13 protein-coding genes and 1 pseudogene are annotated in these 22,147 nt (G+C 66.1%); 4 read left to right on the forward strand and 10 right to left on the reverse strand.

Annotated features, from left to right (window positions below; all coding sequences use genetic code 11):
* Positions 1-27: 27 nt before the first annotated feature.
* The 3 genes and pseudogenes from AX750_RS13325 to AX750_RS13335 all read left to right on the forward strand — a co-directional run.
* Positions 28-198 (forward strand): annotated as a pseudogene (locus AX750_RS13325) (IS3 family transposase); the annotation flags it as partial.
* Between the two features lie 335 nt (positions 199-533).
* Positions 534-743 (forward strand): cold-shock protein, encoded by a 210-nt coding sequence (locus AX750_RS13330; RefSeq protein WP_066733645.1) that lies wholly within the window; start codon positions 534-536, stop codon positions 741-743.
* A 171-nt stretch (positions 744-914) separates the two neighbouring features.
* A complete protein-coding gene (locus tag AX750_RS13335) occupies positions 915-1,904 on the forward strand; it encodes a sensor histidine kinase (protein ID WP_066733648.1) in 990 nt (329 codons plus the stop codon).
* On the opposite strand, the gene AX750_RS13340 is transcribed toward AX750_RS13335, so the two are convergent.
* The 9 genes from AX750_RS13340 to AX750_RS13380 all read right to left on the reverse strand — a co-directional run bounded on the left by AX750_RS13340 (position 1,901) and on the right by AX750_RS13380 (position 10,328).
* Complete coding sequence (locus AX750_RS13340; RefSeq protein ID WP_066733650.1) at positions 1,901-2,224, reverse strand: hypothetical protein; 324 nt, start codon at positions 2,222-2,224, stop codon at positions 1,901-1,903. The genes AX750_RS13335 and AX750_RS13340 overlap by 4 nt on opposite strands.
* 78 nt (positions 2,225-2,302) lie before the next feature.
* Positions 2,303-2,677, reverse strand: a complete 375-nt coding sequence (locus AX750_RS13345; RefSeq protein WP_066733652.1) for a response regulator — start codon at positions 2,675-2,677, stop codon at positions 2,303-2,305.
* A gap of 374 nt (positions 2,678-3,051) precedes the next feature.
* Complete coding sequence (locus AX750_RS13350) at positions 3,052-3,969, reverse strand: molybdopterin cofactor-binding domain-containing protein (RefSeq protein ID WP_197431892.1); 918 nt, start codon at positions 3,967-3,969, stop codon at positions 3,052-3,054.
* Positions 3,970-4,317: 348 nt separating this feature from the next.
* The gene (locus AX750_RS13355; protein ID WP_066733657.1) at positions 4,318-5,103 is read right to left on the reverse strand and encodes an ABC transporter permease; all 786 of its coding nucleotides are present in this window, start codon (positions 5,101-5,103) and stop codon (positions 4,318-4,320) included.
* Positions 5,103-5,966, reverse strand: a complete 864-nt coding sequence (locus tag AX750_RS13360; RefSeq protein WP_245282393.1) for an ABC transporter permease — start codon at positions 5,964-5,966, stop codon at positions 5,103-5,105. Before AX750_RS13360 ends, AX750_RS13355 begins: the two co-directional genes overlap by 1 nt.
* Before the next feature lie 102 nt (positions 5,967-6,068).
* The gene (locus tag AX750_RS13365) at positions 6,069-7,136 is read right to left on the reverse strand and encodes an ABC transporter substrate-binding protein (protein ID WP_066733660.1); all 1,068 of its coding nucleotides are present in this window, start codon (positions 7,134-7,136) and stop codon (positions 6,069-6,071) included.
* 37 nt (positions 7,137-7,173) lie between these two features.
* Positions 7,174-8,487: an FAD-binding oxidoreductase gene (locus AX750_RS13370; protein WP_066733663.1), complete on the reverse strand. Its 1,314-nt coding sequence runs from the start codon at positions 8,485-8,487 to the stop codon at positions 7,174-7,176.
* 4 nt (positions 8,488-8,491) lie between these two features.
* The gene (locus AX750_RS13375) at positions 8,492-9,193 is read right to left on the reverse strand and encodes an HAD-IA family hydrolase (protein WP_067254442.1); all 702 of its coding nucleotides are present in this window, start codon (positions 9,191-9,193) and stop codon (positions 8,492-8,494) included.
* A 49-nt stretch (positions 9,194-9,242) separates the two neighbouring features.
* Positions 9,243-10,328, reverse strand: coding sequence for an ABC transporter ATP-binding protein (locus AX750_RS13380; protein ID WP_066723078.1), 1,086 nt, complete (start codon positions 10,326-10,328; stop codon positions 9,243-9,245).
* Between the two features lie 263 nt (positions 10,329-10,591).
* Between AX750_RS13380 and AX750_RS13385 the strand changes: the two genes are divergently transcribed.
* Positions 10,592-11,551 (forward strand): LysR family transcriptional regulator, encoded by a 960-nt coding sequence (locus AX750_RS13385; protein ID WP_066723055.1) that lies wholly within the window; start codon positions 10,592-10,594, stop codon positions 11,549-11,551.
* A gap of 39 nt (positions 11,552-11,590) precedes the next feature.
* Here the strand turns inward: AX750_RS13385 and AX750_RS27065 are convergent, their stop codons facing one another.
* Entirely contained in the window at positions 11,591-22,069 is a 10,479-nt protein-coding gene (locus tag AX750_RS27065) for a putative Ig domain-containing protein (RefSeq protein WP_280939903.1), read from the reverse strand.
* Positions 22,070-22,147: the final 78 nt, after the last annotated feature.

Genomic DNA, 22,147 nt, shown 5'->3' on the forward strand with positions numbered 1-22,147 from the left:
AGACAGAAATCCGGGCCGGAGAAGGCATCGGCCTTCGTCGAGCATTACAACCATGCCCGGTCTCACGAGAGCCTCGGCAATCTGATGCTCGCCGATGTCTACTTCGGCCGCAGGCAGGACAGCCTCACCGAACGCGAAAGGATCAAGCGCCAGACCATCCAGCAGAGACGCTTGCAGCATCATCTGCAGGCCGCATAGCCTCAACCCAGATGCGCCAGAGCCTCCGTTCCTGACATACCGAGATGGTCTCAAATCATCTGACGACGGACCCCTAATTTGGCATAAAAAGTCAGAAATTCTGAATTCTCATAAGTTTTGAGGGTCTCAGAGCGCGACAATGCGATATCTCCGCTGCAAGAGCGTTTGACAAATATTACGCACTCGCATACAAATCTGGTACCGATATTGCTTGGACGGCCGTTTCTAGTCCGCGCTTTGGCGCGCCGCTGACGAACTCCCCCTTTCGAAATCGTTCTGAACCCGTTGGCAGTCGCCGGCGGGCGACAGAGTTTTGCCAACAAGGAGGGTTCTTCATGACCACCGGCACAGTGAAATGGTTCAATTCCACCAAGGGTTTCGGCTTCATTCAGCCTGATGATGGCAGCCAGGATGTGTTCGTTCACATCTCCGCCGTCGAGCGGGCCGGTATGCGCGATCTGCAGGAAGGCCAGAAGCTCGGCTTCGAGGTCGCCCGTGACAGCCGGTCTGGCAAGATGGCCGCTGAGCAGCTTCAGGCTGCATGATTTAACCCCGTCATTGTCGGCGACCACGGATGTACTGGCGCTGATGATCAGAGGTTGCAGGAAGAGGCCAAGCTCGCGCTTGGCCTTTTTTGCGTCGGACCTTCCGGCCATCAATCGCCATAGCTCGGCTCGGCAGCCCGTGTAATTGTGGATCACGTTTGTGATCGAGGTATGCCCTTGCCATTCAGCCACTGGACGCCTGACAGCCTACGCCGCGCGATCCAGGCGGCGGGCGTCGCCCTGTGGTCGTGGAACGTTGAGAAAGACACGTTCGTCATGGACGAGCAGGGTTTCGCAATGTGGGCCGTCGATGAGACCACGGAGTTGGTCTTCGAGGATTTGTCGGCCCGCATCCACCCAGCCGATCGCGACCGGGTTCGCGCCGCGTTCACCGCCACGCGCGGCATCGAGGGCGCCTACGAAATCGATTTTCGCATCATGATCGGTGACGATATCCGGTGGATCTCGGCGCGAGGGCTCGGCAACGATTCCGGCCTTCACCAAGGTTATATGTATGGGATCTTTCTTGATGTAACCGGGCGCAAGCAAGCCGAGGAAGGACATGAACTCCTCGCGGGCGAGATGAGCCACCGGGTCAAGAACCTCCTGGCGATCGCGTCGGGGTTGACCCAGATCGCGTCCCGCTCGTCGACGACAGCCGCAGAGATGGCCAAGGACCTGACAAGCCGGCTGACGTCGCTCGGGAGAGCCCACGACTTGGTGCGGCCGCTGCCAGGTCACCAGGGAACCGCGGCGTTGCTAGGTGACCTGCTGTCGATCTTGCTGTCGCCCTATGAGGATATGGGCGCCTTCAGCGGGCGCATCCGTGTCGCTGTTCCCCGCATGGGCGTCGGTGAGGGGGCTGCTACCACGCTGGCTCTGGTGATCCACGAACTGGCCACCAACTCCGTCAAGTACGGCGCGTTGTCGGCCGACGAAGGAACGCTCGACGTATCCGGCTCGTTGGACGGAGATGACATCAAGATCGTCTGGATGGAGCGTGGCGGTCCTGTGGTCGAGCCGTCAAAGGTCAATGGTTATGGCAGCCGTCTTGTCGCCCGCAGCGTTACCGGGCAGCTGAGCGGCGCGATCGACTACGCTTGGGAGCCTGAGGGCTTGATCGTGACGTTGACCTTGAAGGCCTTCAAACTGGCGAGCTAGGGGCCGGTGAGAGTTCTGGTCTGCTTGGGAATGGCTCTCGAAAGGCGCACGACAATCGAGATCCCCCTACGGGAGCGGCTCCTGTGGTTCCTCCAGCCGCCCATCAGGACGAGCGTAGCCGTATAAATCACAACCTGCTCCGCGTTGCGGATAACGACGCTGAAGGTGCGGTGGTCGCCCTCGGCGATCTTGTCGCGGACCATGTCCGGCAAGGTCTCCAAGCCAGCCCACCGGGCAGCCGCGTTATCTGGCAGCTCGCGACCCTCCAAATCGATCAGCCGTTCCGAGCCATTGTCGGTATCAAAGAAGAAGCGGGGCACTGCAGCCCTCCCAACGCGAGAGCGAATGCGTCGGGTCACCACGCAGGTCCTAGCCTGTGTTCAAGTCGCCGTTGGCGATTAAGCCGAAACAGCCTCGCCCCAGTCAATCGCGCCCAGCAGTCGCAACAGCTCTTCATCCCCGTACGGCTTCCGCAGGAACGCGGTGTCAGTGGGCATCTCGCTCAGGTGCGGCACCATTCGGCCAGAGGCCAGGATCAGGGTCACCGGCGGCCAGCGCTCACGCACCGCGTGCATCAGCTTCAGGCCGTCCATCGATCCGGGCATTTCAATGTCGGAGAAGACCACGCGGATCTCGGGGTGCGATTCCAGCAGCAGGATCGCTTCGTCAGCATTGGTGGCTTCCAGAACAGCGTAGCCAGCATCCGCGATGAGGTCGATCGCGCCGATGCGAATGAGCGGCTCGTCTTCGACGACCAGGACGGTTCTTGTCATGACGAGCTTCCCTAGGCTGAACAGGTAAGAACCGCGGACGATTGGAATGGTTGCCCGGCAATTCAAATAAGCTTCGCTCCCGTCGTGCCAACGCCAAAACCATGCGACAAGCCTATTTGCAGCCTCCGGAGACGCTCGTCAGCTGACCCCGAAGATCGCTAGAGGTCCGGTGATCGCAGACACGACGACATCCGAGGTCGTGGGCATGGCCAAATGGCGTGCCTGTTCGCAGTGATGCCTCGATGTTGAAGGCTTCTGGTCGGCAGCCTTGTCACCGTCCGTCGGCAGTCAGTCGACGGGCAAGGCTGGCGGCGGGATCATCGCCCCGGCCTTGCTCTACCGCTGCCGAGGAGCAGCGCGAACGGCCTGCGACGCTAAGCCTTGAGTGCTGCCCTGACCCGCTCGGGCGTGAACGGCAACTGCCGCAAGCGTGCGCCGATCGCGTCGGCCAACGCGTTTGCGAGCGCGGCACCGGTCGGCCCTTGCGAGGCCTCGCCCGTACCCAGGAACGGCGCACCTTTGCGGTCGATCAGCACGACTTCGACAGGCGGGGTCTCGCTGAAGGTCAGGATCGGGTAGCTGTCCCAGCCATCGGACAAGATGCGGGTGCCGTCGAATTTCACCTCTTCCTTCAATGACCAGGACAGCGACTGGATCAGCCCGCCCTCGATCTGGTTGGCGATGCCGTCTGGGTTGACGATCTCACCGGCTTCGTTGGCGGCGGTGGCGCGCAGGACGCGCACCACGCCGGTGGACCGGTCGACCGCGACCTCCAGCGCCACGGCGCAATAGGCGGCGACGTTCTTGTAGCGGGCGAAGGCGATGCCGCGGCCATGGTCGGGGCGCTTCTGCCAGCGCTCCCAGCCAAACGCCTCTGCCGCCTTCACCAGGACAGCGCGGGCTCGCTCGTCCTTGAGGAAACGCAGCCGGTAGCCGACCGGGTCGATCCCGGCAGCCACAGCGAGTTCGTCGATGAAGGATTCGATCGCAAAGACATTGCCATAAGCGCCGAGCCCGCGCGTCGAGGAGACTCGAACGGGCATCTGCGTGATGAAATGCGTCGTCACCTTATGACTTGGAAATTCGTAGAGCGCGATGGCGTTTCTGTCGGCGGCATAGTTCGGCGGGCCGCCATTCTGGGGCACCGGGATTGCAAATGGCTTTTCCAGATAGCGTGCCGAAAGGAGGTTGCCGGCCTGGCCGCTGGGCCTCGTGCCGTGCGGGGTCGACCAGAGATCGAGCGTCCAGTCGAGCACATTGCCGTCTTTGTCGAGGCTTGGCTGCGTCTTCACCACCATGGCCGAGCCATAGGGTTCCCAGGGATGCTCCTGCGCGCCGGTGTCTCGCCGCCAATCTTGATGGGCGACGTGGATTTCTCCACACGCTGGAGGGGAGGGCGAGGTTCTGAAATGGTTCAATGAGTGGTTAGAAACATGGTTAGAATAGCAAGATTTATGGATCGTCATATCGCCTTAAAATATTGATTTATATGATTTTATTTAATTTTGATGCGTTTCCCCATGGGAGCGCCATCGCGCTGCACAGCTGGATGTCCAGCCCTTCAGTCCCACGTCGATCCGAGCCGTCCTTGCAGGGCGGCTTTTTTGTCTTCTGACCGCGCTGACTGAGCGCAGCGCGGCTCAAGCCGCCTTTTTCTGGCCCGTCGTCGCAAGCAGGACGAGGATGAAGGAGGCGGCGGTCAGCAGCGTCGAGATCGAGGCGATGGTTGGGTCGATCTCGTCGCGTAGCGCCGTGAACATGCGTTTGGTCAGGGTCTGGTACTGACCGCCCGAGACGAAGAGGGCGATGATCGTCTCGTCGATCGCCGAGATGAAGGCGAAGATGCCGCCGGCGAAGACGCTGCCCTTGATCTGCGGCAGCGTCACGGTGAGAAAGGCGCGGAAGCGGTTCATGCCGAGGCTGCGGGCGACCATCTCCTGCGTCTTGTCGAAGCTCTGCAGCCCGGCGACGACCGAGGTGATGACATAGGGCAGGCCCAGCATGACATTGGCGAGCACGAGCCCGGTCAGGGTCTGGATCAGCCCGACCTTGGCATAGACGAAGAAGATGCCGATCGCGACGATGATGATCGGCACGATCAGCGGCAGCATCAGCATCATGTGCAGGGCGCGCATCAGCCTGGTCTGCGAGTGGCTGATCGCATAGGCGGCGGCGGTGCCAAGCGGCGTCGCGACGATGACCGTCAGGATGCCGATCAGCAGGCTCATCCGCGTCGCCTGCATCCAGTTGGCGCTGCCGAAATACTCGGCGTACCAGCGCAGCGATAGCGCCGGCGGCGGGAAGGTCAGGAAGCGCGTCGATGAAAAGGACATCGGCACGATGATCAGCAGCGGCAGGATCAGATAGATCAGCACGAGGCCGACGAAGGCGCCGAAGAGGAGGCGGGGCAGCAGCGGCTGTCTCATCACTTCTGTCCCAGCATCTTGTCGAGCGGGATGATGCGGCCCACCGCCATGAAGATAGCCAGCACGCAGAGCAGCAGCACCACCCCGACCGCGCTGGCCGCGCCCCACTCATTGTAGAGCTCGACGTTCCGGCTCACGACCATCGAGATCATGATGGTGCGGCCGCCGCCGAGCAGCTCGGGCGTGATATAGAAGCCCAGCGTCAGCACGAAGACCAGCGTCAGCCCGGCGACGACGCCCGGCAGCGACAAGGGCAGGAAAATTCGCAGAAAACTGTGCAGCGGCCCGCCGCCGAGGCTGGCGCCGGCCAGCATCAGTTCGCGCGGGATTTTCTGCATGGTCGAATAGAGCGGCAGCACCATGAAGGGCAGCAGGATGTGGACGGTCGCGATGATCGTGCCGAGCTCGTTGTGGACGAGTGCCAGCGGCTCGGAGATCAGGCCCAGCCCCTCGAGCATCTGGTTGGTGACGCCGGTGCGCTGGAGCAGGACAAGCCAGGCATAGGCGCGCACCAGCACGCTGGTCCAGAAGGGCAGGATGACGAAGGCGAGGATCAGCACGTCCCAGGGGCGCCCGACATGGGCGGCGGCATAGGCGACCGGGTAGCCCAGGATCAGCGTCATCACGGTGACGATCAGCGCGATGCGGAAGGTCAGCCCGAAGCTGCGCCAGTAAATGTCCTCACTGAAGATGCGGCGGTAGTGAGCCAGGGTGAAACCGCCGTCATAGAAGGACTGGATCATCAGCCAGCCGACCGGGATGACCACCAGTGCGAGGATGACGAGCACGGCCGGCGAGGCGAGCAGGAGCATGAGCCCCTGCTCGCGGCGCCGGTAGCGGGCGGATGGGTCGATGGCGGTCATGAGAGCATCCTCGTCATGCCCGGGCTTGACCCGGGCATCTCCTGCAAGAGGTTCTCGGGTCCGCGCTAGGCGCGGCCCGAGAATGACGTCACACGATGGGGCTCACTTCTTCTGCGCGAAGGAGAGCCAGCGCTTCTCGGCCTCCTCGCCGGCTGCGGAGGTCCACCAAGCATAGGACATCAGCGCCTGGACCTTGGCATTGGCGGGCGCGCTCGGCAGCTCGCCGACGCGGGCGGCCGGGATGACACCGGTGTCATAGGCCTTGGGGTTGGCCGGGCCGTAATCGATGTGCAGCGGGAGGTTGGCCTGATGCACCGGATCGACCGCCTCGTTGAGGAACTTGATCGCGGTGGGGAGATTCGGCGCGCCCTTGAGCACACAGAGCGAGGTGCTCTGCAGGATGCCCTGGTTGTAGGTGTAGGTGACCTTGGCGCCTTCCTTCGCGAGCGCCGAAATGCGGCCGTTCCAGGCCATCACCATGTCGACCTCGCCGTCGTTGAGGAGCTGGGCCGATTGCGCGCCCGACGTCCACCAGACGGTGATGTGCGGCTTGATCTCTTCCAGCTTCTTGAAGGCGCGGTCGACGTCGAGCGGATAGAGCTTGTTGGCCGGCACGCCGTCGGCCATCAGCGCGGCCTCGAGCGTGGCGAGCGGGTGGTTGCGCAGCGCGCGCCGGCCCGGAAACTTCTTCACGTCCCAGAAATCGGCCCAGGTCTTGGGAGCGGTCGCCGCGTCCGGGAATTTCTTCAGGCTGTAGCCGAGCACGCTCGAATAGAACTCGTAGGCGACCGACCAGTCGCTGCGGTACTCCGCCGGCATCGCCGCAGCATTGGGAATCTTGCTGAAGTCGAGCTTCTCGACGATGCCCTGCTCGCCGCCGCGCAGGCAGAAATTGGTGGCGACATCGACGACGTCCCAGGTCGGCTTCCCCGAGGCGACCTGCGAGCGCATGATCGGCCAGGCGTCGGGCACGCTGTCCTGGTTGATGGTGATGCCGAGCTTCTTGGCAGCGGGATCGAGGATCGCGATGGTCTGCGCCTTCTGATAGGCGCCGCCCTGCGAGACGAACATGATCTGTTCGGCCGCCTGGGCAGGGAGCGGGCTCGTCAGAGCCAGGGACAGGCCCGCGGCGGCGCAGGCGGTCGCGAAGGTCAGGCTTCGTTTCGTCATGTGCTTATCCCCTGTTGTTGGATCGGATCTTCGAGGGCTACCGTCCGATCGCGTCTAGAAGCTGGTACCAGCCGGCGACCATGCGGACGGCCGGCTCTCGAAGCGGGTAAAACGGAACGCGGCGCATGCGGCCGGCATCGAGCAGGCCGACATCGGGCCGCTCGCCGCGGGCGAAGGCTGCGAGATAGCGGCCCATCAGGCTCGACATGGCGACGCCGGCGCCGTTGTAACCCATGGCGAGCATGACGCGGTCGTCGACGCGCCCGACATGAGGCACGGAATCAAGCGTCATCGCGACGAGGCCCGACCAGCGATAGGCCAGCGGCACGTCGGCAACCTGCGGGAAGATCCCGATCATCGCCTTGTGCAGCGCGCGGAAGGCGGCGGGCGAATCCGTCTTGCCGAAAGCGCCGCGCCCGCCGAAGACGATGCGGTCGTCGACCATGCGGAACCAGCGCATCATCCGCTTGGTCTCGGTATAGGTCCGGCGCGTCGGCATCACCGTGGCGGCGAGGTTGGGCGAGAGCCTCTCGGTCGCGATGATGGCGCTGCGGAAGGGGATCAACGTGCGCTGATAGGCCTGCGTCGCCGGGGTTAGGTCCGAATAGCTGTTGGTGGCGATGATCGCCTGCTTGGCCCGCACGACCCCGCCCGGCGTCTCGACGAGCACGCCGTCGCCCTCGCGGCGCAGGCGCAAGGCGGGCGTTTCGGCATGGATCGGAATGCCCTGCGCCGCGACGCCCTCGGCGAGGCCGTGCAGGTAGTTGAGCGGATGGATGCCGCCCGAGCCGGCATTGAGGACCCCGCCGACGAAGCCGTCGGATCCGGTCTCCTCGCGCACCCGCCCGGCATCGAGCACCGACATGGTGGTGTCGCCGAGCTCGGCGCGCAGCCAGTCGGCCTCCTTCACCGCATAGGCCAGCGTCTCGTGGTTGTGGGCGGCCTTGACCTGGCCGGAGCGGGTCAGCGCGGCGCTCTCGATGCCGTAGGCCTCAACCAACTCGGTGACGATGTCGGTCGCCTCCAGCGCGATCTCGTACATGCGCTTCGCCATGGGCTTGCCATAGGCGCTCGCGATGGCCGGGAAGGAGAGGCGAAACTTGGCGGTGATGACACCGCCATTGCGGCCGCTGGCGCCCCAACCGGGGCGATTGGCCTCGAGCACGATCGAGGACAGGCCGCTCTGCGTCAGGTGATGCGCTGCCGACAAGCCGGTGTAGCCGGCGCCGATGATGACGACATCGGCCTGCGTATCGCCGGTCAGCGCCCGGAACGGGCGCAGCGGCGTCGCCGTCGCGCCCCAGAGCGAGGGCGCGGCTTCCAGCGACGACCAGGCCGGGACGGCGTTCAAGGCGTCAGGCCCCGGCCTCGACGGCGTCGGCGAGCGCCGCCAGTGTCGGGAAATGGTAGTCCGGCTTGGTCAGCTCCGGCACGGCCGGCGTGCCGCCGAAGCCGGCCTGACCCTGCCGCCGCTCGATCCAGCAAGTGCTGTAGCCCAGCGATTTGGCGACGCCGATGTCGTGATACTGGCTCTGGGCGACGTGCAGGATCTCCTCCTGCTTGAAGCCATGAGCCGATTGCCGGCCGCGGTTGAAGGCGAAGAACAGCGGATCGGGCTTGGGGGCAATCGCCTCGTCGGCGGTGACGCTGTCATGGAAGGGGTTGCCGAGCGTGTGGGAGTAGAAGGCGAAGGTGGAGCGGTCGGCATTGGTCATCGCGACCAGCCGGAAATGCTTGCGCAGCCGTGCCAGCGCCTCGACGGAGTCCGGAAAGGCCGGATGCTGCAGAATGGCGTATTGGAAGGAATCCGCCGAGCCTTCGTCGGCGGGCAGGCCAAGCTCCTGGGCGAGGTGAATATACACGCGCTTCATCGCTTCGCTGGAGCGGTCGTAGTTCAACTCGCGGCCCTTCAGATAGGGCCCGAAGATGTCGTCGTCGCTGAGCTTCGCAGCCGCCGGCCCGCCGATGCGGCGCACAGCGTTCAGTACGCCGGTCTCGAAGTCGATCAGCGTGCCGACGACGTCGAATGTGAGAACCTTGAAATCTTTGAGGGCCATGGCTGTCGACTTCTCTGGTGGTCTGGCGGATCGGATGGCGTGCGGACCGTCAGCGGGCTGCCTTCGGCACGATGATGGTGTCCTGCGGGTGGAGGCTGATGGCGACGCGCTCGCCGACGGGCGGAATGCGGCTCGTCGCCTCGAAATGGCTGGGCTGGCGCAGGCTGAGCGGGGTGCCGTCGTCGAGCGCGAGAAAGACGCGCAGGCTCTCGCCCTGGAAGACGATGTCGGTGACGCGGGCCGAGAAGCGGTTGCGCTCTGGCGCTCCGGCGCCGTCCTCGATCAGGAGCTTCTCGGTCTGGATCGCGAGGACGAGGTCGCCGGAGGGGGGCAGGGGGCGGGCCGTGCGGATCGGCGTTCCGGCAAGGGAGACGGTATCGCCGCCCGCCCGCTCGACCGGCAACAGCGTCGCCTCGCCAATGAAGCTCGCCACAAATGCGTCCGCCGGGTGGTCGTGAAGCCGGGAGGGCTTGTCGATCTGGACGAGCTTGCCGTCCTTCAGGATGGCGACGCGGTCGCTCATCGTCAGCGCCTCGCGCTGGTCGTGGGTGACGTAGATGATCGTCGCGCCCAGCCGTTTGTGGAGCTGGCGCAACTCGATCTGCATGGTCTCGCGCAGCTGTTTGTCGAGCGCCGAGAGGGGCTCGTCCATCAGGATCAGCCGCGGCTCGAAAATCATGGCCCGGGCGAGCGCGACGCGCTGGCGCTGGCCGCCGGAGAGCTGGCCGATGCCGCGCTCCTCATAGCCGGCGAGGTCGACCATCGCGAGCGCCGCGCGGACACGCTCGGCATAGGTCGATTTTGGCAGGCGCCGCGCCCTGAGCGGAAAAGCGACGTTCTCGCCGACGCTCATATGCGGGAACAGCGCGTAGTTCTGGAAGACGATGCCGATGTCGCGCTTGTGCGGCGGGGTGAAGGTGACGTCGCGGCCACCGAACAGGATGGTGCCGGCCGAGGGCTGGACGAAGCCGCCGAGAATGCCGAGCAGCGTCGTCTTGCCGGAGCCGGACGGGCCAAGGAGGGAGACGAACTCCTGCGCGGCGATGTCGAGCGAGACGTCGTCCAGCGCCCGCACCGATCCGTAGATCTTGCTGGCCGACCGGATCTCGACGCGCTCGCCGCCACTCTTCGCCATCATCCGCTCCCGTTGCGATCCAGCGCCACCGCGCACGAGCCCGGTCCGATGGGAGCGGGCTCCGGCTGCGGAGGCAAAGACCGAAATCCCGTCGGGCCATAAGACGATCTTATGTAGCACCGGCACGGGTCCGATCGGTTCGCCCGGCGGCGCAGGCCTCTGACGGGCCCGTCGCCGCAAGCTGCAATCGACCACGTCATGAAAGGGCATCAGAGGCCAGGACGGCAATTGCCGAATAATCAGGAACTGCATAACCTGAAGTCATGTCCGAGCTGCGCCGCATGGTGTCTTCCAGCAATGCGCTCTTCGTTTTCGAGGCGGCGGCGCGCAGCGGCAGCTTTACGCGCGCGGCCGAGGAACTGAACGTGACGCAGCCGGCGGTGAGTCGGATGCTGTCCCGCTTCGAAAGCCATCTCGGCCTGCGGCTGTTCGAGCGTGGCGGCAAGGGCGCGGTGCTGACGCCCGAGGGCGAGATTCTCTACCGCCGCGTCGCGGAGGGCTTCCGTAGCATCGAGGCGGGCCTCCGCGACGTGGAGCGTCTGCGCGGCGGCAAGGAGACGGTGACGATCTCGGTCTCCTCGGCCTTTACGACGCATTGGCTCATGCCGCGGATGGACCGCTTCCAGGCCCGATTCCCGCAGGTCGATCTGCGCTTCCAGATGATCGCCGGCTCGCTGCGTGGCCCGGTCGAGAATGTCGATCTCGGCATGCGCTTCGTGGCGGAGGACGAACCCGTGCCATCGGAGGCGCTCGTGGCCCGCGAGGTCATGCTGCCGGTCTGCAGCCCCGGCTATTGCTACCCGGCTGGCGGGGATGAGATGGTTGGCGGGAACACGCTCATCCAGCTGACCGATTCCCCCTCGGACTGGCCGGACCGCCACGGCACCTTCCGGACCGGGCGGTCGGGGCCGGCCAAGACGCTGACCTTCTCCGATTATGCGGTGGTGGTGCAGGCTGCCATGCTCGGGCAGGGCATTGCCTTCGGCTGGATCACGGTCGTCGCCCATGCGTTGCGATCTGGCGCCCTGGTGCCCGCGGCCGAGCGGCTGACCGTGGGCGAGAGGCTCTGCGTTCTGCTGACGCCGCGCAACCGGCCGGCGCGCCCGATCATCCGGGACATCCGGGCCTGGATCACCGCCGAACTCTGGGCCGAGATCGAGGCGATCGACACACTCTTTCCGGCGCTCGCCCTGAAGCAGGTGGCATCAGCCCGCAGGCCCTGAGGCCGGCGCGCCCGCGCAGGGCGCGCCGGTCAGGCCACCTCAGACGAGCTGGAAGTCGCTCGCCGTCAGCAGGGGCTTGGTCGTGAGGACGGCCACGGCCACTGCGGCGGCGCCGCCCTGCCCATCGGCATCCCAGGCGAGGGCGCCGCTGGTCGTGCTGTAGGTGAAACCGGCGACGCCGGCCGCGAGCGGCCCGTTGACGGCGAGGTTGACCGAGCCTCCCGCAACCAGCCCACCCCCGAAGGCCGCGCTCGCGATCTCGATCTTGTCGAGGCCCGACTGGAAATCGGTGATGGTGTCGCGCGTGTCGGGCAGTGCCTCGAAGACGAAAGTGTCGGCATCCGCCCCACCCGTGAGGATGTCGCGCGCCAGCCCGCCGATGAGGCGGTCCATGCCTGCCCCGCCATTGAGGTTGTCGCTGCCGCCGCCGCCGATCAGCGTGTCGTTGCCGCCATTGCCGACAAGCTGGTCGGCGCCATCCGCTCCGATGAGGAGATTGGCCGCGTTGTTGCCCAGGAGGCGGTTGTCGAGGCCGTTGCCGGTGCCGTTGACGGCCGCGGCGCCGGTGAGAGACAGGTTCTCGATCCCTGCGGAAAGCGTCATGTCGACGCTGCTGAAGACGACGTCGAACCCGCCCGCATCCCCACCGCTGCCGTCATCCTCGCTGACGACGTCGCCGAGGTCATTCACGTAATAGGTGTCGTTGCCGGACCCGCCATTCATCCAATCCGCGCCTGCGCCACCATCGAGGCGGTCGTCGCCGGCACCGCCGAAGAGCTGGTCGGCATCGTCACCGCCGAGCAGGCGGTCATCGTCGTCGCCGCCGCGCAGCGTGTCGCTGCCGGCGCCGCCGTTGAGTGTGTCGTCGCCACCCGCTCCGTCGAGGATGTTGGCGGCCGCGTTGCCGAGAAGGGTGTTGGCGCCGTCGTTGCCGGTAAGCGAGAGCGCCGCCCCGCCGCTGGCGCGGATGATCTCGATCCCTTCTGCGGCCGTGAGATCGACGGTGGTGTAGACGGTGTCGAAGCCGCCGGCATCGCCGCCGCTGCCGTCATCCTCGCTGACGGTGTCGCCGAGATCGTCGACATAGTACACATCGTCCCCGGCGCCGCCGAACATGGCGTCGAAGCCGGTTCCGCCCCTCAGCACGTCGGCATCGGCGCCGCCGCGCAGGGTGTCGTCACCATCGCCGCCGGTGAGGATGTCCTCGCCATCGCCACCTTCGAGGATGTCGTTGCCGCCATAGCCGTTCAGCGTGTCGGCGCCGCCGCGGCCGACCAGGCGGTTGGCGGCATTGTTGCCCAGAAGCGTGTTGGCGTCGTCATTGCCGGTGCCGTCGATGGCCTCGCTGCCGAGGAGTCGCAGATCTTCGACATGCACTGCGAGCACCGTGCTGGTGGTCGCCATCACGAGATCGAGGCCGCCGGCATCGCCGCCCTGCCCGTCATCCTCGCTGACAAGGTCGAGCGCATCGTCGACATAATAGGTGTCGTCGCCGGCACCGCCGGCCATGAGATCGGCACCCGTGCCGGCGTCGAGCCGGTCGTTACCGGCGCCGCCGCGCAGCGTATCGGAGCCGCCATAGCCGTACAGCGTGTCTTCGCCGTCCAGTCCGTCGAGGACGTTGGCGCCGGCATTGCCGAGCAGGCGGTTGTCCAGCCCGTTGCCGGTGCCGTCGATGTCGGCGGTGCCGGTCAGGGTCAGGTTCTCGACAAAGTCTCCGAGGGTGAAGCTGACCGAGGCCGTGACCCGATCGAGCCCGCCCGCATCGACGCCACCGACGGTCTCGATCGCCTGATCGCCGGCATCGTCGACCGTATAGGAGTCGTTGCCCGCACCGCCCTGCATCTCGTCGGCGCCCGTGCCGCCGTTGAGCGCGTCGTCGCCGTCGAGCCCGATCAGGATGTCGTTGCCGCCCTGGCCGAACAGCCGGTCCGCTCCGCCGGTGCCGGTCAGCGTATCGTTCCCGGACCCGCCGAGGCTGCGGCTGCCGACGGTGACGGTGAAGGTCTCGTCATAGCTGAGCCCGCTGGGATCGGTCACGCGCACGGTCACCGAGATCACCGGTTCGTTCTCGGCGTCGAAGCTCGCGCCAGCGGCGACGACGAGCCGGTCGCCGGCGATCGCGAAACGGTCGGTCGCGCCGCCCACAAGGGTGTAGATGTGCGGGCCGAGATCGCCCGCATCGACGACGCCGAAGGTCGCGACCGTGGTGCCGGCCCCGCTGGTGTCCTGCACGGAGAGCGGGCCCGTGACGGTGATGTCGGTCGGCGCCGCCTCGGGCACGGAGATGTCGACCGTGCCGTCGAGGAAGCGGATGCGCTCGACATCGTAGATCGTGTCGGTGCCGTCAGGCGAGCCGGTGCGCAGATCGACGACCTCGAAGCGGCCGGGCGCGATCGCAGTGACGCTGTAATCGACGCGGTTGCCGTTCAGCCTGAGCGTGTCGATCCCGCCATTGCCGTAGAAGACGTCGTTGCCGCCCTCGCCACGCAGCGTCTCTCCGGCATTGCCGCCATGGACGATGTCGTCGAAGCGCGTACCGCGGATCGTCTCGATGCTGGTCAGGCTGTCGGTGGCGCCAAAACTGTCAATGGCCGTTCCCGCCGCGACGACTGTCCCGCCCAGGGTCTGGACGGTGCCGCTCAGATTGACCCGCACGCCCACGGGCGCGCCGCCATTGTTGAACTCCTGATCGTAGCGCACCGTGTCGGTGCCGCCGCCGCCATCGAAGCTGTCGGCGCCTGAGAGGCCCATGAAGGCATTGTCCTCGCCGCCGCCGATGAAGACGTCGGCCTGGACGGTGCCGCGCGCCGCCTCGATGCCGACGAGCGTATCGATCGTGCCGAAGCCGTCGATCGCCGAACCGGCCGCGACCGTGACAGGCGCCTGAGGGCCGGCTCCGTCGCGATCGACCGTGCGGCTCGAGCCGCTAAGGTTGACGACCACGCTGGCGGTGCCGCCGAACTGGGCGTCGCGGTCGTAGCGCGCCTCGTCGAAGCCGGCGCCGCCATCGATGTAGTCGGCTCCGCCGAGGCCGCGGAAGCCCTCGAAATCGGCATTGCCGTTGTCGCCGCCATAGAGCACGTCGGCGAGGTTGGTGCCGCGGACGACCTCGATGTCGATCAGCGTATCGACGCCGCCATAGCTGTCCTGGCCGGAGCGGGCCGCGATGACGCCGCCATCGAGATGGGTGACCGCGTTCCCCGAAAGGTTGACGCGGACGCCCGTGGCGACGGTCTCGTTGGTGAACTGGTAGTAGACCTGGTCGGTATCGTCGCTGTCGCCGGGCACGGCCGTGCCGTCAATGAGGTCGTCTCCAGCGCCGCCATTGAAGCCGTCCGAAGCGCCGTTGCCGATCAGCGTGTCGTTGCCGGAGCCGCCCTGGAGATCGTTCTCGAGATTGTCGCCGATCAGCGTGTCGGCGAAGGTCGTGCCGCGAATGTTCTCTATGCCGGAGAGCGTGTCGGTCTGGCCGTAGCTGTCGCGGGCGGTGCGCGCCGCGAAGACCGTGCCATCGACCGTGACGGCCGCGCCCGACAGGTTGACGACGACGCCGGTGACGCCGGTCTCGTCGCCATAGTTGACGAGATCGGATCCGGCTCCGCCATTGATCTGGTCCGCGCCACCGCCGCCCACCAGCGTGTCGTTGCCGCCGGCGCCGTCGAGCACGTCACGACCCGGCCCGCCATTGAGATAGTTCGTGCCGCCATGGCCGGTCAGCGTGTCGTTGCCGAGATTGCCGAAGAGGTTGATCTGGCTGTTGGACGGGCCGCTCGCGGTGAGGACGTCGGGCTCGATCGAACCGAAGACCGAAGTGACGCCGTTGGCGATCTCCGTCAGCGGCACGAGGTTGACGACGATCGCCGCCGGCGACGACGGCACGAAGACCGAGATCTGCTCGACATCGGCCGCGAGCGTATCGGTGCCCAACGGTGCGCCGGGACGCAGATCCGTGACTGTCCAGGTGCCATTGCCATTGCGAACGATGGAGAACAGGTCGCTGACGCTGCCATTGTCGTTCAAGGTCAGGCGGACGACGTCGTCATCGTCGCGAACGGCGCCGATGAAGCCCGCCGTGCCCGACGGCAGGATGTATTGCGCCACATCGCGGCCGCCGCCGCCGGCGATCGCATCGTTGCCGGCGCCGCCCTCGATGAAATTCGCGCCGCCATGGCCGGTGATGATGTCGTCGCCGGAGCCGCCATTGACGCCCACGACGTCGGTCGCGCCCGCAGCCGGAGCCAGAGTCGCGACCGAGACGACGTCGCTGCCGATACCGCCCTGCACGAAGCCGCCATTGCCGTTCGGAAAGAATTGCGGCGTCAGGTTCAGGAACAGCGACTGCACGGGGGGCTGACCCGGGCTGCCCTCGATCCCGATGGACAGGTTCTCGACGGTCTGGTCGAGCGTGTCGGTGCCGAGCGGGGAGCCGGGGCGCAGGTCCTCGACTGTCCAGCCGCTGGCGGTCTGCGTGATCCGGAAGACGTCCGTCGTGGCGGCGCCTTCGGCCAGCTTCACCAGCGTGACCGCTCCCGCCGTGACGGAACTCAGCGTGCCGGGTGTGCCCAACGGCAACATGAAGGCGGCGGAATCGATGCCGCCGCCGCCGCTGATGACATCGTCCCCTGCTCCCCCGGTGATGAAGTTCGAGCCCGCATGGCCGGTGATGACGTCATCGCCGGAGCCGCCGTTGATGCCGATGGCATCGGCAGCGCCGGCACTGGCGAAGAAGACAGTGGCGGAGATCGTATCGGCGCCGATGCCTCCCTGGATGAAGCCGCCGCCGGCATTGCTGAAGGCCTGCGGCGCAATATTGAGATAGAGGGTCTGGACAGGGGGCCCATTGCCGACGCCGCTGATCGCGAAGGCGAGCAACTCGGTCTCGAAGGACGGGCCGGAGCCGATATGGACGATGTCGGTGCCCAGCGGCGACCCTGGCCTCAGATCCTCGACGGTGACCGAGGCACCGGAGGCCGTGACGCGGAACACATCGGTCACGGTCGCGCCGTCGGTCAGGCGCACGAGGGTAACGTTGCCGGTGGTGACGGAGGACAAGGTCCCTGCCGTCCCGGCGGGCAGCGCATAGCTCGCCGTGTCGAAGCCGCCGCCCCCGGAGATCTCGTCGTCGCCGGCGCCGCCGGTGATAAAGTTGGAGCCGGCATGGCCGGTGATCGCATCGTCGCCGTCGCCCGCATCGACGGAGACCGGCGTGTCGGCATCGACCGTCGGCATCAGCGCCATGACGTCGAGGGTTTCACCGAAGACGCTCCCGGCAATGTAGCCCGGCTGGGCGGAGGGCTGGAGCCGCAATGTCAGTGCATCGAACGGGAAGGGACCCGGGTTCTCCGGGTCGATGACCACCGTGAAAGCCTCGATATCGGCAGCCAGGGTGTCGACGCCCGCGGGCGCGCCGGGACGGAGATCGCGGACCTCGTAGGTGCCGCCAGCCAGCCGCTCGATTGCAAAGAGCGGCCCGCTGCTGCCTGTAACGGTGGCGATCGCGCCGGAAACGCTATAGCTCAGCGGTTGCGTGCCGAAAGGGACGTGAATGTTGGCATGATCGAAACCCGTGCCGCCGAACAGGCTGTCATTGCCCGCTTCGCCGATCAGGATGTCGTCGCCGGCGTCGCCGTAGAGCGTATCGTCGCCGCCGCGTCCGAAGATGTAGTCGTTGCCATCGAGGCCGTTGATGGTCTGGCTGCTGTCATCGCCGACGATGTTGTCGTTGTCGTTGGTGCCCGCGACGACGATGTTGTTCACGGTGATCACGAAAGTCTGGCTGAATGAACCGCCCTGGGCGTCGGTGGCGGTGATCGTCAGCGGAAACGTCGGCGTGTCCTCGGCGATGAAAACCGTCTCTTCCTTGACGCGCAGCACGTAATTTCCCGGGCCGCCGATGATCTCGACCCGCGGATCGGACAGCTGGAAGGTGAAGCTCGTCGAATCCGCATCGGTGACGACCACCGTACCGATTTGGGCAAAGCTGACATTCTCCGGCACATCGGTGCCCGACAACGCGATCGCGGTGGGGGCCTGGTTGGTCGGCGCACTGCCGACGGACAGGTTGAAGAAGTCAGAGGCGATGCCGCCAAAGCCGTCCGAGACCGACACATGCAGCGAAACTGTGGACGAACCAGCGGGCGGCGTGCCCGAGATCGTGCGTGTGGCCGGATCGTAGCTGAGCCAGCCAGCGGTCGGGGCCATCACATTGATGGTCAGCGGCTGACCCTCAGGATCGACATAGGCCCCGGCAGGGATCGTATAGCTGAAGGGCTGGCCGATCGTAGCGACCTGATCCGGGATCGGTGCCGCGATCATGGGAGACTGATTGAAGTATCCCGCCCGCTGCAGCGTGAACCCATCGACGACCAGCGGATTGACGCCATCCGATACCAAGACCGCCAGCGAGGCTTGCAGAAAATCCGCTGGAGGCGTCCCTGACATCGTGCGCGTGACGGGATCGAAGCTGAGCCAGGCCGGCTGACCGGCGAGGGTCAGCGTCAGCGGCTGGCCCTCGGGATCGAAATAGGCATTCGCCGGGATCGTGTAGCTGAAGGGCTGGCCGACCGTGACGAACTGGTTCAGTACCTCCGACTGGAACGTCGGCGGCAGGTCCTGGCCGACGCTGCCGACGGACAGGTTGAAGCTGTCGAGAGCGATGCCGCCGAAGCCGTCGCTAACGTTCACGCTGACCGAGAACGTCATGGTACCGGCGGGCGGCGTGCCGGAGATGGTGCGCGTCGCCGCGTCGTAGCTGAGCCAGTGCGCGGGCGCGATCACGCTGATAGCGAGCGGCTGCCCCTCGGGATCGACATACGCCCCGGCCGGAATCGTGTAGCTGAAAGGCTCGCCGATCCGCGCCACCTGGTCCGGGATCGGCGTCACAATGGCCGGCATCTGGTTGAGATAGCCGGCTCGCGTCACCGTGAACCCATCCGTGACTGGCGGATTGACACCGTCCGACACAGACACCGCCAGCGAGGCTTGCAGGAAATCGGCCGGTGGCGTCCCAGACATCGTGCGCGTGACGGGATCGAAGCTGAGCCAGGCCGGCTGACCGACGAGGGTCAGCGTCAGCGGCTGGCCTTCTGGATCGAAATAGGCATCCGCCGGGATCGTGTAGCTGAACGGCTGGCCGACCGTGACGAACTGGTTCAGCACCTCCGACTGGAGCGTCGGCGGCAGGTCCTGGCCGGGACTCCCGACGGACAGATTGAACCTGTCCGATGCGAGGCCGCCCGAACCGTCCGAGATCATCACGTTGACGGTCACGGTCGATGAGCCGACCGGCGGCGTGCCCGAGATCGTCCGCGTTGCCGGATCGTAGCTGAGCCAGGGCGCCGGAGCGCTGGCCGTGATGGTCAGCGGTTGACCTTCGGGGTCGACATAGGCTCCGGCCGGGATGGTGTAGCTGAAGGCCTGCCCGATCCGCGCCACCTGGTCGGGAATCGGGGTCACGATCACCGGCATCTGGTTGATTGCCGGACCGCTGACCGTCAGCTGGAAGCTGTCCGAAGCCTGGCCGCCGGCTCCGTCATTGGCCAGAACCGTCAGTGTCGTGCTCGGGGCGCCTGGCGTCGGCGTACCGCTCAAGGTCCGCGTGACCGGATCATAGCTCATCCAGCCGGGCATATTCTGCACGAACAGGGCGAGCGTGTTTCCGTCCTGGTCCGAGAACGTGCTGGCGGGGATGACGTAGCTGAAGGGCTGGCCGACCGTGGCGACCTGATCCGGGATCGGGCTCGCGACGATCGGCGCGTCGTTCATGTTCTGGACGTCGAGCATCAGCGATTTGGTGAAGCTGCCGCCCCAGAGGTCCGTTGCCGTCACGTCGAATGTGACGGTCGGCTCGGTCTCGTGGTCGAGTGTGACACCGGCCTTCAGCTTGAGCTGGTAGAAGCCGGGGTTGGCGATTTCGAAACGGGCATCGGAGACGGTGAAGGTGAAGACGGTCTCGAAATCCGGGTCGCTGACATTGAGCCCGCCGACGGCGAAGCCCGGCATGTTCTCCTGGACCTGCGAGCCGAACAGGGTGATGTCCGTCGGCGCGCGGTTGAAGGCCTGGCGCAGATCGAGCGTCTGGTCGGTGAAGTGAAGGTATTCGACGTTGACCACGAAATCGGAACCGTCGGGGGAGCCGGCGCGCAGATCGGTGACGGTATAGGAGGGGCCGTTGCCGGAGCGGGCGATGCTGTAGTCGCTCCGCGTGCCGCTGTAGAAGACGCGGTCGTTGACGTCGCCGCCGGGATTGCTCGGTGAAGCGAAATCGCCGCCCGAGATGAAGTCGTTGCCGCCGAAGCCGGTGAAGGCGTTGGCCTCGGACGAGCCGATCAGGCTGTCGGCGAAGAACGTGCCCTGGACGTTCTCGATCGAGACCAGCGTGTCGATGGTTCCGAAGCCGTCGCGCGCCGTGCCGGCTGCCATGGTGCCGACGGCGACCGCGCTCAGATTGACCTGGACGCCCTGCTGGCCTCCGAAGTTGGCATCGAAGAGATAGCTGACCGTGTCGATGCCGCCGCCGCCGTCGATGACATCGGCTCCGGCGAGACCGGAGAAGCGCTCTGCACCGTCACCGCCGATCAACGTGTCGGCGAAGGAAGAGCCACGCGCTGCCTCGATCGAGACGAGCCGATCGATACCCCCGAAGCCGTCCTGCGCGGTTTGCGCCGCGACGGTGATCCCGTTCACCACGCGGTCTGTCGCGCTCAGATTGACGGTCGCGCCCTGCGTGCCGCCGACCGAAGACCCGTTGGCATATCCGACCTCGTCAAAGCCGGAGCCGCCGTCGATGTAATCGTCACCGCCGAGGCCCTCGAAGCTCTCATAGGCGTCGTTCTGGCTGTCGCCGCCGATCAGCACATCGGACAGCATGGTTCCGCGTACGGCCTCGATGTCGATCAGAGTGTCGACGGCCTCGCTCGCCGCGCCTGTGTAAAGCGGATCCTTCGCCGAATGGGCCGCGATGGTGATGGTGCCGATGCCGGGGACCGGGTCCGTCAGCGTCACCGCGACGCCGGACAAGTTGACGTGGATGCCGGTCGTCAGCGTGTCGGTCAGATCGGACTGGTAGAAGGCCGTGTCGACATCGAAGCCGTCGCCGCCTGGGACCGAACCGTCGAGCGTATCTGCGCCGCCGCCGCCATGAAGGAAGTCGCTGCCCGCGCCACCGATGACGATGTCGGCTCCGCCGCGGGAGAAGATCGTATTCGACTGGCCGTCGCCGACGATATGGTCCGCGTTGCTCGTGCCACGAACATTCTCGATCGAGATCAGCGTGTCCGTGGCGCCATAGGTATCGATGGCGGAGGCGGCGGCGACCACGGTGGAGCCGGCACCGATATCGGCCGTGATCACGCTGGCCGAGAGATTGACGATGACGCCGCGACCAGGGATGCCGCCGGACTCGTTGCCGTAATTGGCGCGGTCGAACCCGGCGCCGCCATGCAGCGTGTCGTTGCCGCCATTGCCGGTGAGATTATCGCCGCCGCCTTCGCCGCGCAGAAGATTGGCGGCGTTGTCGCCGATGATGGCGTCGGAGCCGTCCGTGCCGCGGATGTCTTCGATCGAGATCAGGGTGTCGATCGCGCCTGAGACGTCGCGCGCTGTGCCCGCCGTGACGCCGTTCACCGCGACGGTGCCGCCGAGCACGACGGTGACGCCGTTGCCCCCGGTCCATTCGCGCCGGTAATCGACCTGGTCGGTGCCGCCGCCGCCGTCGACGACATCGGCGCCGGCGAAGAGGCGGAAGCGTTCGTCACCCGCGCCGCCGAAGATCCAGTCATTGGCATTGGTCGCCCGGACGCCCTCGATCGAGGTCAGCGTGTCCGTATCGCCATAGCCGTCACGGGCCGTGCCGGCGGCCACGACGATCGGAGCGCCTGGGCCTGCGCCGTCGAGATCGACCGTCCTGGCCGTTGTCGAGAGATTGACCACGACACCCTGCGTGCCGAGCTGGCCGGCGGCGTTCTGATAGCCGGCGTCATTGGTGTAGCGGACTTCGTCGAAGCCGCTGCCGCCGTCGATGACGTCGTTGCCGGCGAGGCCTTCGAAGCCCTCATAGTCGTCGTTGCCGGTATCGCCGCCATAGAGATGGTCGGCATTGTAGGTGCCGCGGGCGATCTCGATGTCGATGAGCGTATCGGTCGACCCGTAGGCGTCGCGGGTGCGGTGACCGGCTACGGTTTCCGCCCCTACCGTCACCGCCGCATCTCCGAAGTTGACGATGACGCCGCTCGCCAAAGGATCGTCGCTCGAAAACTGCGCGAAGACCGTATCGGTCGGGTCGGCATCGTCGACCACATCTGTTCCATCGAGGATGTCGGTGCCGGCGCCGCCGATGAAATCGTCGAAATTGCCGTTGCCGCGCAGATAGTCGTCGCCGGCGCGACCGTGCAGCAGGTTCGCCTCGTCATTGCCGACGAGGTAGTCCGCCCGCGTGGTGCCGCGGATGTCCTCGATCCCGATCAGCGTATCGATCGTGCCGAAGGTGTCGATGGCCGTCCCGGCCGCCACAGTCACCGGCGCGCCGGGCCCGGCACCATCGGCGTCGTACTGGATCGCGGCGTTCGAGAGATTGACGACGGCCGGGCCGGTTCC

Origin of the sequence: Methylobacterium sp. CCH7-A2 (assembly GCF_001557075.1) — a bacterium.
Lineage (GTDB): Bacteria > Pseudomonadota > Alphaproteobacteria > Rhizobiales > Beijerinckiaceae > Allobosea > Allobosea massiliensis.

Excerpts from the sequence above, each read along its gene's own strand:
- AX750_RS13330 (WP_066733645.1), top strand. The coding sequence starts at position 534 with ATGACCACCGGCACAGTGAAATGGTTCAATTCCACCAAGGGTTTCGGC.
- AX750_RS13335 (WP_066733648.1), top strand. The coding sequence starts at position 915 with ATGCCCTTGCCATTCAGCCACTGGACGCCTGACAGCCTACGCCGCGCG.
- AX750_RS13345 (WP_066733652.1), bottom strand. The coding sequence starts at position 2,677 with ATGACAAGAACCGTCCTGGTCGTCGAAGACGAGCCGCTCATTCGCATC.
- AX750_RS13355 (WP_066733657.1), bottom strand. The coding sequence starts at position 5,103 with ATGAGACAGCCGCTGCTGCCCCGCCTCCTCTTCGGCGCCTTCGTCGGC.
- AX750_RS13360 (WP_245282393.1), bottom strand. The coding sequence starts at position 5,966 with ATGACCGCCATCGACCCATCCGCCCGCTACCGGCGCCGCGAGCAGGGG.
- AX750_RS13365 (WP_066733660.1), bottom strand. The coding sequence starts at position 7,136 with ATGACGAAACGAAGCCTGACCTTCGCGACCGCCTGCGCCGCCGCGGGC.
- AX750_RS13375 (WP_067254442.1), bottom strand. The coding sequence starts at position 9,193 with ATGGCCCTCAAAGATTTCAAGGTTCTCACATTCGACGTCGTCGGCACG.
- AX750_RS13380 (WP_066723078.1), bottom strand. The coding sequence starts at position 10,328 with ATGGCGAAGAGTGGCGGCGAGCGCGTCGAGATCCGGTCGGCCAGCAAG.
- AX750_RS13385 (WP_066723055.1), top strand. The coding sequence starts at position 10,592 with ATGTCCGAGCTGCGCCGCATGGTGTCTTCCAGCAATGCGCTCTTCGTT.